Origin of the sequence: Candidatus Amarolinea dominans (assembly GCA_016719785.1) — a bacterium.
Classification (GTDB): Bacteria; Chloroflexota; Anaerolineae; order SSC4; family Amarolineaceae; genus Amarolinea; species Amarolinea dominans.
Genome location: JADJYJ010000021.1, coordinates 23048 through 35729, shown reverse-complemented (window position 1 = coordinate 35729; position 12682 = coordinate 23048). Strand labels below are relative to the sequence as shown.

The window sequence follows — 12682 nt, the reverse complement described above, 5'->3', positions numbered from 1 at the left end:
GCCGCCCAACACCCTCAACTCACCCCCACCCCCAACACCAACACCACCCCCAACACCCTCTTGCATCGTTTTATCGCGACGAAGGTTCAAGCCCCCCACCAACCTGCTTCAGCAGGTTTTCGGTATCAGACGCCGAATTCATTCGGTGGTATCAGACGCCGAATTCATGCGGCGGTATCAGCCCAATTCATGCGGCGGCTTGCATCGTTTTTTCGCGACGACGATTCAAGCCCCCCACCAACCTGCTTCAGCAGGTTTTCGGTATCAGACGCCGAATTCATTCGGTGGTATCAGAAACCAGAAGCCGCCAGGGACACAACCACCCGAACGCCGACATTAATGCTGAAGCCGTCGGGCACGAACCTGCTGCGCACCGCACAACGAGCGTTCCTGGGAAAATTGAACCAGGAACCGCCCCGCACCACGGGCATGCCCTCGGCTTCTGGCTCGTTGCGGCCATCGGCCGGCCGGTAGGGGTAGGGCCGGTAGCGCGTACGTGTCCATTCCCAGACGTTGCCGCTCATGTCGAGCAGGCCCGCCGGCGTCGCGCCGGTCGGGTACATGCCCACCGCCGTGGGCCGGCCGATCGCCCCCTCGATGTTGGCTCGCTCTGCATCCGGCGCCTCGTTGCCCCAGGGGTAGACGCGGTCATCGCCGCCGCGCGCGGCCTTTTCCCATTCCCCCTCGTCCGGCAGGCGCACCACGTAACCGGCCGGCAGCTCCGGCCACTGACCCGCACCCGCCCGCGCCCGCCACTGCGCATCGAGCCAGGCCGCGTAGGCCATCGCCTCGAACCAACTGATGCCCATCAGCGGCCGGTTGGGCGTGCGCACCTGGTCGCTCCACCACATCGGCGCATGGCGCTTGTCCGGTGTGCGCTGCTGGATCCACTCACGGACATCTTTGTTCTCCGCCTGGCTGTCCCACGTGCCCTGGCGCCAGGCCCAGCCGGTCTTGGTCCACAAACGCTGATTGCCATACCCATCGCCTTCCACAAAGGGCTGGAACTGCGCCACGGTCACCGGGTAGCGCGCCATCCAGAAGTGGTAGGGGATCGTCAGCGGTTTGTGGTCGGACCCAACTCATCTTCCCTGGCTTCCTTGTCCCCCTTGCGGCTGCCCATGACGAACGGCCCGGCCGGTATCTCCACGAAGCCTGCCCACGGCTCGGCCTGGCCGCGGAAACGCACCGGCAGGCCCAGCCGGCCCGGATCGAAGCGGGGATCGCCGAGCTGGCCGAGCAGGTCGCCGGCCTCGGCCCGTTCAGGTGCGGGCAGCCGCCCCCCTTCGACCAGGGCCACCAGCCCGCGCCGCACCCGGCCCAGCACCGCCTCGTAGACGCGCTGGCCGGCCGCTTTCTCCGGCAGGCGCAGCTCCCTGCTCGCCTGCCCGGCAATCACAGCCAGGCGCCAGGCAACCTCCTCGGCCGCGGGGTCGGGGTCGTCGGGCAGCAGCGCGTTGATCAGGTTGACCGCGTCGCCGTAGCCGCCGCGCTGTTTCTTGCCCGCGCCCAGCACAAAGACCTCGCGCCACCACGCGGGGTCTACGCTGAGCAAGCGCACCAACTGCCCGGCCGCGTCCGGCTGGCTCATGACGAAACACGCGGCCAGGTACTCCTGCAGCGAGCGATGCACGAACGCGTAGACCCCACTGCGCCGCTCGATCAACAGGCCGGCGCGCTCCTGCAAATAGCGCAGCAGGACGTCGGGCGCCACCTCGCCCAGCAGTGGCTTGAACGCAACCAGGATTTCGCCTTCGCTGATGTCGGCCGCCTCGCCATCCTGACCGGCCGCCGCGGCCTCGCGCTGGCGCTGATGGACGGTGAAGGCCAGCCGCTCCAGCGCCTCGCGCACGCGGGCCTCGCCCACGCCCAGCACCTGCGCAATGCCCGGCTCGATCATGGGCTGACCGTCCGGCCCGCTGATTTCGCGGCCGCGCTGCCAGCGCGCCAGCAGCAGCTTGACCGTCTCCTCGTACAGATCCGCGCGGTCTTCGGGCAGTTGACCCCAACTGCTGTGCAGCGTTGCCATCAGGGTCAGCAGCAGAGGTCGTGAGGCCAGGTCGGCCAGGAAGGGGCGCTCCTGCAGCGCGGCCGCCAGGCGCTCCCCGCGCTGCTGCGCGGTGACGGCATCCCAGCCCAGGTCGGGCGCCACGGCCTGATACCAGCGGGCGATGAAGCGCTGCACCTGGCGCTCGTCGAAGGGCGCCAGGGCCAGGGTGCTGAAACGGGGCAGATGCCAGCGTGGGTCGGCATAGGCATAGGGCCGCGCGGTCACCAAGACACGCGTGACCTTGGGCAGGGGCGCGAGGAAGTCCCGGATCGCCTGCAGGAGCACCTCACGCCGGCGCTGCGCCTCCGGCACCTCATCCAGCCCGTCGAGCAGGATGACGGCCGGCTCTTTGAGCAGGCGCTGCTGCCAGGTCTCGAACGCGCGGTCGCCGGCCGTCTCGCCCAGGCGCTGGCGCAGGTCGTCGCGCAGCGCGGCCCAGATCATGGCCGCCGCGCCCTGGCGGGCGTCGAGCGGAATCTGGCGCGCGGCCACCTCCCGCAGCAGCAGGCGCACCGGCAGCGCGTCGGCCAGCGCCTGGGGCAGGGCCGGGCTGTGGGTCGCCAGCAGATAGGTCAGGTAGTTGACGAACGTGGTTTTACCGGAGCCGGCGTCGCCGGTCAACACGATGCGGCGCTTGGTGGCGACCGCGATGGCCTCGAGCAACGGCGTGCGGTCCCCCTCTTTGCCGCGCGCCAGGTGCAGGGCCAGGCTGCGCTCGTCCCGCGTGCGCTCGGCCGGAACCGACACCACGTCCAAATCCACATACACATCAGCCAGGGGCACGGGCGACTCGCCGCTGCTGCGCACGAACTCGGTGTCAATGAGGCCCAGGGGCAGGCGGCTGCACTCGGCTGCCAGGCTGCGCAGGTACGCGGCCAGCAGCACCTCCACCGGTATCTGGTCGGCCGGCTTGTCAGCGTAGAAATTACTGATGTAAACCCGCCACTGGTCGCGGCCAACGAAATCGCCGGCCGTCTGCACATCCCCAACCACGAACGCGCCGCCCGCGGTCTGGATCAGCAGTTGCAGTTCCGTGTCCAGCTCTTTGCTCTTCTGTTCGGTGATCTCATCGCCCAGGACGCTGCGCAGGGCTTCGAGCTTGAGCAGCTTGTCCTTGAGGTCGGCCACGCGCTTGCGCAGGGTTTGCATGTGCGAGGCGACCGCGGCCGCGGGCTGCGTCCCCGCGCCGCGGAAATCGAAGAGGCCGCGGCGCCGCGAATAGAAATTGGGCGCCTGCGCCATCACCTGGCGCCAGGCGTCCTCCGTCGCCCAGAAGACCAGGCTGTGCGGATAGTCGCTGAAGGCGTCGCGCTGCAAGTCCAGATAGCCGAAGACCGCGGGCATCGCGGCTTCCAGGCCGGTGTAGGAGATCACCAGACGCTCGGCCTGCACAGCTGGCGGCAGCGCGTCCAGGAAAGCCAGGGGATTGGCATGGCCGGCGTCAAGCGCCACGTCCATGGGGGGCACGGAGAGGCGCAGCGCCAACTCCTGACGGATGCGCAGGCGGCCGCCCTCGCTGTCGTAGAGCGCAAAGGCCCACGCGCCGCTCTCGCTGACGTTGAGCAGCGTCACCAGGCGCTGCAGCGTTTCTTCCAGGGCAGGGTTATCGAGCATAGGAACACCTCATCCCCCGGCCCCTTCTCCTCTCCGCTCAGCGGCCGAGGGATGAGGTGAGGCCGCACTGCTAATGCCGGTCGCGCCCCACAAAATCGCCGCCGGTGCTGACATCCCCATTCACGATCGCGCCGCCGCCGGTGTTGACATCCCCCAGCACGACCGCGCCGCGACGCAGCCGGCCGCGGTGCGCAGCCGCCTGCGCCGGGTTGAGATCTTCCACCAACTCGATCAGGCGCGCCACCTGCTGCCGCTTTTCCGCGTACTCCAACAGATGTTGGATCTTGGCCGTGCGCGCCATGCCTGTGCTGAACTGATCGTACACCGGCCGGAAATGATCGAAACAGAGGGTCGTCAGCTCCTCGTCGGAGAACGCGGCGTTGAGCAGGGCGCGCAACGCGGCTATGTCGAACTCTGCGCTGCGGGGCGGGGCCGGCGGTGGGTTGGGCGCCGGCGGCGCCAGCGCCAGTTCGTTGAAGCTGCGGCCCAGGTGCTGCAAGGCCAGGCGGTTGAGGCCATCAATGACCTGCGCCCGCTCTGCGCGCAGGATTTCCGTATCGCCAAAGCGGCGGGCGCTGCGCATGTTTTCAGTCAGCCGCTGCTCGTAGAGCAGGACATCCCCATAGTCAGGGTGCCCGCTGCCCAGCGCAGCCCGCAGTTGGGTCAAAGCCTTCTGATACGCATCGAACATGTCAGGCATCGGTATTCCCTTTCGCGTCATTGGATCAAGCTGCAGCGCGCCAGGCGTGGATCATCTCCACATGTTCGGCGTAATGCTCATAGGTCACCGCCGCGATCCAGTTGCGCATGTGCTTGTACCTCGCCAACCACTCGGCCGGCATGCGTTGAATCATCGCCAGCAGCGCGGCGCGCGTCGTCAACAGCCCGCTGCGCACCTCCGCCAGCGACTGCTCCTGGCGTTGCGCGTACTGCTCCGCGTTCCAGGCGTCTATGTCGTAACGTCGCGGCTCCTTGACCCCGGCGATGATCTGACGCGCCATGTCAGGCAGCACGTTCAGCGTCTCCTCCTGCCAGGAACAGAGATGTGCGGCCACGTTTTTCAACGTCCACTCCCCGGCCGCGCCCGGCAGCAGCCAGTCCGCATCGCTCAACCCCTCGACAGCCGCCATCAGCGCCTGCCAGCCCGCATCTTCCTGTGCCAAAATTTCCTCGTGTGTCATCTGCCCTCTGCCCTCAGCGTTCCACTGGCAACAGCGCCACGGCCAGCGCCTCATCAATCCGATCCACCGGCACAAAGGTCATAGCCTGGCGCACATCGTCCGGCAGGTCTTCCAGATCGCGCTCATTGCGCTTGGGCAAGATGATCGTGGTCAGCCCGGCGCGGTGCGCGGCCAGCACCTTCATCTTGACCCCGCCGATGGGCAGGACGCGGCCGCGCAGTGTCACTTCGCCGGTCATCCCCACATCACTACGCACCGGCCGGCCGCTGAAGAGACTTGCCATCGCCGTCACCATCGTGATCCCGGCCGACGGCCCATCCTTGGGCACCGCGCCCGCGGGTACGTGAATATGCACATCGGTCTGCTCGAACTTATCCGCGTCCACCCCCAGCGCGGCGGCCTTGGAGCGGACATAGCTATGCGCAATCTGTGCGCTCTCGCGCATCACATCGCCCAGTTGCCCGGTCAGCGTCAGACCGCCCTTGCCGCGCATCCCCGTCGCCTCGATGAAGAGTATGTCGCCGCCCACCGCGGTCACCGCCAGGCCGGTCGCGATGCCCGGAATCTCGATCGCCTCGCTCGCCTCTGATTCGAAGCGTTCGCGCTTCAGATACTCGCGCACGATCTCTGGCGTCACCGCGATGGCCTGCACCTCGCCCGCGGCAATCTTCACCGCGCTCTTGCGGCAAATGGCGCCAATCTGGCGTTCCAGATTGCGCACGCCAGCTTCGCGCGTGTAATCCTGCACCGTCTTGCGCAGCGCCTCCTCGCCAAATGTCACCTCGCCTTCACGCAGACCATTGGCTCTGATCTGCCGGGGCACCAGGAAGCCCTGCGCGATCTTGATCTTCTCACGCTCGGTGTAGCCATCGAGTTGAATAATCTCCATGCGGTCACGCAGCGGCGGTGGGATGGTCTCCAGCGTGTTGGCCGTTGTGATGAAGATGACGTCGCTCAGATCGAAGTCCACATCCAGGTAGTGATCGCGAAATGCATGATTTTGCGCCGGGTCGAGCACTTCCAGCAGCGCGCTGCTTGGATCGCCGCGCCAATCGTTGCCGATCTTATCCACCTCGTCGAGCATGAAAACCGGGTTGCGCGTGCCGGCGCGCTTGATGGCCTGGATGATGCGCCCGGGCAGCGCGCCGATGTAGGTGCGCCGGTGCCCGCGAATCTCCGCCTCGTCACGCATCCCGCCCAGGCTCATGCGCGTGAACTTGCGCCCCAGCGCGCGCGCAATGCTCTGCCCCAGGCTGGTCTTGCCCACGCCCGGCGGCCCCACGAAGCAGAGGATGGCGCCCATCGCCTCGCTGACCTTCTCCTCCTCGCCTGGCTCCGCACGCACGCCGCGCTCCTGCACAAGTTTGCGCACCGCCAGGAACTCCAGAATGCGGTCCTTGACCTCTTGCAGGTCGTAGTGATCCTCATCCAACACCTGGCGCGCATGGACAATTTCGAGCTGATCCTCGCTCAGCTTGTTCCAGGGCAGCTCGATCAGCCAGTCCAAATAGGTCTTGATGACCGAATGTTCGGCTGCCTGCGGCGGCATCCCGTCCAGGCGCTTCAATTCACGCTGCGCTTCCTTCTTGGCCTCTTCGGGCAGGCCGGCATCCTCGATTTTCTGGCGATAGTCGCTGACCGCACTCTGACTCTCGTCCGCCTCGCCCAGTTCCTTCTGAATCGCGCGCAGTTGCTGGCGCAGGTAATACTCGCGCTGCGCCTTGTCCATCTCCTCACGGGCCTCGCTCTGGATCTTCTGACCCAGCGTCAGCACTTCTTTTTCGCGCGTCAGATGCACCATCAAGGCGCGAAACTTATCCTTGACATTGTCCATCTCCAGGATCTTCTGACCCTCGGCCATTTCCAACCGGGAGTTGGCGGCAATCAGATAGGCCAGGTAGCGTGAATCCTGCACTTGATCGAGAAACTTGCCCGCGTCCTCCGGCATGTTGGGCGAAAGCGCGATCACTTCCTGGGCCAGTTCGCGCAGGCTGCGCTCCAGCGCCTCCAGCTCCACATCTTGCTGCACGATGTCGGGCGCCAGGGCAATATAGGCACGCAGGTAAGGCTCCGCGCCCAACCAGTATTCGACCTTCAGGCGCTCCAGCCCCTGCACCACCACCTGCAGTGTGTTGTCGGGCGCGCGCACCACGCGGTGAATCATGGCCACGGTGCCAATCTCGAACACCTGGCCGGGCAGCGGCTCCTCGACCGAGCCATCCTTCATCGAAACCAGGCCAATCAGCCGGTTGCCTTGCAGGGCGTCCTCGATCAGCTTGACCGAGCGCGGAACCCCCACCACCAGGGGGAGAACAGAAAACGGATAGGCCACCGTATTGCGCAGTGGCAAGATGGGGAGATCACGTGGAATACTTGCCACGCGATCGTTACTATCGTCCGGTTGCATAAAACTCGCCATGATCGTCTCTCCTAATCTCGAAACTTTTTCCCGACTCAGTCATGAGGCGCCCCCTGCCTTGCGCAGGTCGGCCAATTGCTTGAATAGTTCCATTTCACGCGGGCTGAGATTGCGCGGCGTCGTCACCTGCACTTCGATGTACAGATCGCCGCGCTGCTCGTCGCCTTTGACCAATGGCATCCCCTGCCCACGCAGGCGAATCGTCTTGCCATTGGCCGTCTCCGGCGGAACAGTAAGCATTACCGGCCCCGTCATCGTCGGCACCTGCACATTGCCACCCAGGATAGCCGTATACAAATCAACGGGTGCCTTCGCGACCAGATCATCCCCGCGCCGTTCGAACACCGGGTGTGGTTTGACTGCAATCTTCAGATAAAGGTCACCCGCGTTCCCACCGGCCGTTCCCGCACTGCCCACACCGCTGACGCGCACCCGCGAGCCGGTCTGCACGCCTTTGGGAATATGCACCTCGCCTGTGCTGTTGTCGTCACGCTGCAACAAGCGCGTCGTGCCGTTGAACGCCTCTTCCAGGGTAATCTCCAGCGTCTGCTCAATATCCTGCCCGCGGCGCACCCGGCTTTGGCCGCGGCCCGCACCCGCAGCAGGATTTGTGCTTGATCTGCGCTGGCCCGCACCGCCAAACAGCGATTCAAAGAAATCCGAAAAACCGCCCGTACCCGCGCTGGCGTACATTCGCTGCAGATCGTCCGCAGTGAATTGTTGCGTGGTCGCGCCGCCCTGGCCAGGCCCGGCCCACTGTGACCAGTCAAAACCACCGGGACGGCCACCAGACTGCTCGTACTGCTGCCATTGTGCGCCAAAACGATCGTACTTGGCCCGCTTCTCCGGGTCAGATAGCACCTCATGCGCTTCGTTGATGTCCTTGAAGCGATCTTCGGCGCGCTTGTCACCGGGATTCAGGTCAGGGTGATGTTCGCGAGCCAATCTGCGATAGGCTTTCTTGATGTCCTTTTCGCTGGCCTTGCGGTCCACACCGAGAATATGATAGTAATCTCTGGGTTGCATGGCACACCTCCCTCTCTGTGACGTACACTGGTCGGTCCTACTGGCTGACCCGCACGCGCGCCGGTCGCAGTAGAGCGTCCTTGTCGCAATAGCCGGGGCTTATGACCTCCACGATCATGCCTGGCTCCGCTTGCCAACGACATGGATTATACTCGAACATCGTGTCGCCTCCTAGTTGTATTCGCCCTGACCACTGTAACCCCCTTGCATAAGAAAAACGTTGGAAAACTGAACGCCCTCTGCCCTGTTCAGAATTCAGCTTTCATCATTTAGCATTTCCCCGTGACCGCCGCCGCCTAGAAGTCGTCAAAGGGATCAGAGATTGAATAAATTCGCGGTACCGGCAGCAGACAGGAGGGAGTAGACATGCAACGAGTCATCATTACCGGCGGCACCGGGTTCATTGGTGCGCCGTTAGCCCGGCAGTTGGCCGCCAAGTATGAAGTGGTGGTCCTTTCGCGCAACCCGGCGGCCGCGGGCAGCCTGGGCAATGGGGTGCAGGTTGTGGCCTGGGATGGTCGCACGGCGCAGGGCTGGGGTCACCTGGCCTCTGGCGCGTTCGCGATCATCAACCTGGCCGGTGAGAATCTCAGCGCCGGGCGCTGGACTGCGGCGCGCAAAGCCGCCATTGTGAACAGCCGCCAGCAGGCTGCGCAGGCAGTGCTGGAGGCGATCAGCCAGGCCGAAGTCAAGCCTGCGGTACTCGTGCAATCTTCGGCGGTTGGCTATTACGGCCCGCGCGGCGATGAAAAGATCAACGAGAATGAGAAACCGGGCAGCACTTTCGAAGCCACGACCTGTGTGGCGTGGGAAAAAGCCACCGAGGCCGCCGAAGCCCTGGGCGTGCGCCAGGTCATCATCCGCACCGGGGTTGTGATCGAGAAGCGCGGCGGCGCCCTGGCCCGCATGGCCCTGCCATTCCAGCTTTTCATCGGCGGGCCGGTGGGCAGCGGCAAGCAGTATTTCCCCTGGATTCACCTGGCCGACGAAATCAACGCGATCCAATTTCTGCTGGAAGACCCGCAGGCGCGTGGCGTCTTCAACCTGTCTGCCCCCAACCCGGTCACGATGGGGGAATTTGCCACCGCCCTGGGCAAGGCCATGGGACGACCGTCGTTCATGCCCGTGCCTGGCTTCGCCTTGCGGCTTCTCTTTGGAGAAATGGCCGGCATCCTCCTCAACGGCCAACGCGTCATCCCCAGCCGCTTGCAAAAGCAAGGGTTCAGATTCCAGTATTCCACCGTGGACGCCGCCCTGTCAGCCATCTATCAGACGTAAAACGAGCCATCCGCTCCGGTTCCGAAAGGCGGCGCTGGTCAGTTGACGAGCGTAAACTACGAGGGATAGCGTCGGTCGCTTGACCGCTGCAAACCAAGAGGCGTGCAAGAGGCGTACAATGGGAACACAACGGATATCCGGCTGGCGCCTGCTGGGCGCCAGCATCGCCGCGATGCTTTTTGTGAGCCTGAGCCTGAGCGGCGCGGAGACCACGCCATCCCGTGTGCTCGACCCGGGCATGGAGAGTTTGCGCCAGGCTGTGCTGACGGCCTGGGCCACCCCAGACGCCGTCATCACCGAGATCGAACGTCGCGACGCCTGGGCCTACGGCGCCCTGGTTGACACGCAGGAAGGCGCGTTCATCACCGGCGAAGGCACCCAGTTCGTGGCTCAGTGGCGTGACAACGCCTGGGAGGTGGCCTTCGAGGGCGCCCCCGCCCTGCGCGCCCTCTTGCCCAACGTGCCTGCTGCGCTGTTGCCGGTGGCCAGGAAATCCAGCCTCGATTATTCCAGCCTCGACCCAACCGCCCCGTTGCACGCATCCGCCAACTCACCCCAGGACTCCAACTACAAACTGCCCTGGCCGGCCGGGAATACCTACTACATCACCCGCGCTTGGGCCACCGGCGCCTGCAACCACGGCTCTCACGCCGTTGATGTCTCCATGCCCATCGGCAGCCCCGTCGTCGCCATGCGTAGCGGCATCGTCATGGTGGCCGAACAGGTCAGCAGCGATTGCGGCTGCACGGCCGGCAATGCCAGCAATAAAATCATCATCCGCCATATCCCCGACGACGACCTCTACGACTGGTACGCGCATGTCGGTCACGGTACGATCACGGTGCAGGCCGGTGATTATGTCGAGCAAGGTCAGGTCCTGGCGCTGAGCAATCAGATTGGCTACACCTGTGGCAGCGGCACATGCGCCGCGGGCACCTGCAACCTGGGGAATTGCTTGCCTGGCCCGCATCTGCATTTCCATGTGGAAAACGGCTACGGCGAGCGCATCTTCATCAACTTCGCCGACGCCGGCGTGATCCAGGGCTGCACCTGGGTGACGTCAGGCAATGACGATCAGTCCCTGCCCACGGTGCGGCTCACCGGTGGCCCCAACGCCCAGACCTGGGTCAACAGCAACCAAACCATCAGTTGGAGCATCGAGGATGAGTCAGGCGTGTGGGGCTTCAGCGCAGCCTGGGACGCACTCCCGACAGGTCCGCCACCCGCCGTCCTGCAGACAACCGGCCTGACCGACTTCAGCGGCCTGGCGCCCGGTCAGCACACCCTCAACATCCGGGCCTGGGACCTGGCGCCCACTCGGCACGAACGCCTGGCGGAGTTCGGCTGGTTTGGCTTCGACCCCATCCCGCCCACCGCGCCCGCGATCGCGGTGGATTGCAGCGACCATGGCCGGCTCCCTGCCCGCGCGGCGTGTCGTGATCCGCAGTTCAGATGGCGCAGCGTGGAAGAACATTCTGGGCTGAGCGGTGCGCAGGCCGGCTACCGCTTCGCCTGGCAGCGCGAGGGCGAGCCGTCTCAGTTCAGCGCGTGGCAAGGCAAAGACAACTACATGCCGTTGCTCGCCGAGCCGGGGCTGTTCCGACTCGATGTGCAGGCGCGCGACCTGGCCGGCAATGAATCGTCGCTCAGCAGCCTGGCCTATCGCCTGGGTGATTACGCCTGGGATGATCGCAACGGCAACGGCATCCGCGAGTCGGGCGAACCAGGCATCCCCGGCGTGCTCGCCAAACTCTACCCCAACACCAATTGCAGCGGCGTGGCCGTCGCCGCCTACACCACCAGCGCAGACGGCTTGTACCTCTTCACCGACCTGGCGCCAGGCGCTTACTGTGTGCAGATCAATGAAGCGAACTTCAACCCTGAGGGAGTGCTGGCTGGCTGGCAGAGCAGCCCCCAAGACCAGGGCGATGACGACACGCTCGATTCGGACGGCGACGTCAACACCCATCAGGCCATTGGCGCCGTGACCGCCAGCAACGTGACCCCAGGCCTGGACTTCGGCTTCTGGCGCGCGGGCTGCCTGGGCGATTTCATCTTCCTGGACCCCAACACCAACGGTTTGCAGGATGGCTGCACCGACCCGGCCGATCCGTTCAGTTGCACGGAAAGTGATGGCATCGCCGGCGTCCCCATTCACATCAGCGGCCCCGGTGGACTGACAGTCACCGTCGTCAGCAGCCTTGAGCCACCCGGCCTCTACCGGTTCGACCAGCTCTTGCCCGGCGTGTACACCGTAGCCGTTCCGTCCAATCCGCTGCCTCACCTGTGGTTGACGACGCCCGCCGAGCGCACTGTCACCCTGGCGCCGGGCGCCTGCGAACGCCAGCTCGACTTCGGCTTCGTCAGCCCCACCGGTCTGACCCTGCAAGACCTGCAATTGGCCTGGGTTGGCTCGAATGCCTGGATCACCTGGCAGACGCTGACGGAAACGGGCGTGACCGGGTTCGACATCTATCGGGCGCGGGCGCCCCTGGCCAACCGCACCCGTGTCAATGCGACGCTGATTCCAGCGCATGGCCCCGGTCAACCGTACAGCCTGGAAGACACGACGGTTTGGTCAGGCGCTGTGGCCTGGTATTGGCTGGTGGTGCAGCCCAGGGGAGAATGGCTTGGTCCCTGGCGCTTGGACGCCCGCACAAGCCGTCAGATCTTTCTGCCGCTGCTGCTGGATCAGATACCCTGACGCAGCGCCTTGTTGCCGTTTTGTCGGTTGTCTGTCCTTGACAATCCCCGCGCTGTCGCCTATACTCAGCCTGTCGTCGCCTGAGCAGGCAACGGCAAAATAGATGACAGGCCATGAACGGTAGTAGTAGGTCAACGTCCAGAGAGCAGGCGGTTGGTGCAAGCCTGCACGGCGCCGCGGCGTGCGCCTCAAGACTGAACTCGACCGGGAGCCGCACAGATGATGAAGCAATGAAACACGCTTTCTAGTCTGCGCCGCAACGCCAGCGTTAACAGGCGCTTGAGTGAGTGTCACACCTGGGCTGCCCTCCGTCTTACACACGGCAGCGGCAAAACCCATCGGCACTAATCAGGGTGGTACCGCGGAGCGTCGCTTCGTCCCTGCCAGGGACGAGCGACGTTTTTTTATTT

9 protein-coding genes are annotated in these 12682 nt (G+C 64.8%); 2 read left to right on the top strand and 7 right to left on the bottom strand.

Annotated features, from left to right (window positions below; translation table 11 throughout):
* Positions 1 to 290 precede the first annotated feature (290 nt).
* The 7 genes from IPM84_19905 to grpE form a co-directional block, all read right to left on the bottom strand.
* Entirely contained in the window at positions 291 to 1037 is a 747-nt protein-coding gene (locus IPM84_19905; protein MBK9094985.1) for an SUMF1/EgtB/PvdO family nonheme iron enzyme, read from the bottom strand.
* A 20-nt stretch (positions 1038 to 1057) separates the two neighbouring features.
* Positions 1058 to 3664, bottom strand: a complete 2607-nt coding sequence (locus tag IPM84_19900; GenBank protein ID MBK9094984.1) for an NACHT domain-containing protein — start codon at positions 3662 to 3664, stop codon at positions 1058 to 1060.
* A gap of 70 nt (positions 3665 to 3734) precedes the next feature.
* The gene (locus tag IPM84_19895; protein ID MBK9094983.1) at positions 3735 to 4364 is read right to left on the bottom strand and encodes a hypothetical protein; all 630 of its coding nucleotides are present in this window, start codon (positions 4362 to 4364) and stop codon (positions 3735 to 3737) included.
* A gap of 25 nt (positions 4365 to 4389) precedes the next feature.
* Entirely contained in the window at positions 4390 to 4845 is a 456-nt protein-coding gene (locus IPM84_19890) for a DinB family protein (GenBank protein MBK9094982.1), read from the bottom strand.
* Between the two features lie 13 nt (positions 4846 to 4858).
* Positions 4859 to 7252 carry an endopeptidase La gene (lon, locus tag IPM84_19885; protein ID MBK9094981.1) on the bottom strand — a complete coding sequence of 798 codons (2394 nt, stop codon included), beginning with the start codon at positions 7250 to 7252 and terminating at the stop codon, positions 4859 to 4861.
* A 51-nt stretch (positions 7253 to 7303) separates the two neighbouring features.
* Complete coding sequence (locus IPM84_19880) at positions 7304 to 8290, bottom strand: J domain-containing protein (GenBank protein ID MBK9094980.1); 987 nt, start codon at positions 8288 to 8290, stop codon at positions 7304 to 7306.
* A 37-nt stretch (positions 8291 to 8327) separates the two neighbouring features.
* Entirely contained in the window at positions 8328 to 8450 is a 123-nt protein-coding gene (gene grpE / locus IPM84_19875; protein MBK9094979.1) for a nucleotide exchange factor GrpE, read from the bottom strand.
* 206 nt (positions 8451 to 8656) lie between these two features.
* Between grpE and IPM84_19870 the strand changes: the two genes are divergently transcribed.
* Positions 8657 to 9568, top strand: coding sequence for a TIGR01777 family protein (locus IPM84_19870; protein MBK9094978.1), 912 nt, complete (start codon positions 8657 to 8659; stop codon positions 9566 to 9568).
* A 118-nt stretch (positions 9569 to 9686) separates the two neighbouring features.
* A complete protein-coding gene (locus IPM84_19865) occupies positions 9687 to 12272 on the top strand; it encodes a peptidoglycan DD-metalloendopeptidase family protein (GenBank protein ID MBK9094977.1) in 2586 nt (861 codons plus the stop codon).
* Positions 12273 to 12682: the final 410 nt, after the last annotated feature.

Excerpts from the sequence above, each read along its gene's own strand:
- IPM84_19905 (MBK9094985.1), bottom strand. The coding sequence starts at position 1,037 with ATGGCGCGCTACCCGGTGACCGTGGCGCAGTTCCAGCCCTTTGTGGAA.
- IPM84_19900 (MBK9094984.1), bottom strand. The coding sequence starts at position 3,664 with ATGCTCGATAACCCTGCCCTGGAAGAAACGCTGCAGCGCCTGGTGACG.
- IPM84_19895 (MBK9094983.1), bottom strand. The coding sequence starts at position 4,364 with ATGCCTGACATGTTCGATGCGTATCAGAAGGCTTTGACCCAACTGCGG.
- IPM84_19890 (MBK9094982.1), bottom strand. The coding sequence starts at position 4,845 with ATGACACACGAGGAAATTTTGGCACAGGAAGATGCGGGCTGGCAGGCG.
- lon (MBK9094981.1), bottom strand. The coding sequence starts at position 7,252 with ATGCAACCGGACGATAGTAACGATCGCGTGGCAAGTATTCCACGTGAT.
- IPM84_19880 (MBK9094980.1), bottom strand. The coding sequence starts at position 8,290 with ATGCAACCCAGAGATTACTATCATATTCTCGGTGTGGACCGCAAGGCC.
- grpE (MBK9094979.1), bottom strand. The coding sequence starts at position 8,450 with ATGTTCGAGTATAATCCATGTCGTTGGCAAGCGGAGCCAGGCATGATC.
- IPM84_19870 (MBK9094978.1), top strand. The coding sequence starts at position 8,657 with ATGCAACGAGTCATCATTACCGGCGGCACCGGGTTCATTGGTGCGCCG.
- IPM84_19865 (MBK9094977.1), top strand. The coding sequence starts at position 9,687 with ATGGGAACACAACGGATATCCGGCTGGCGCCTGCTGGGCGCCAGCATC.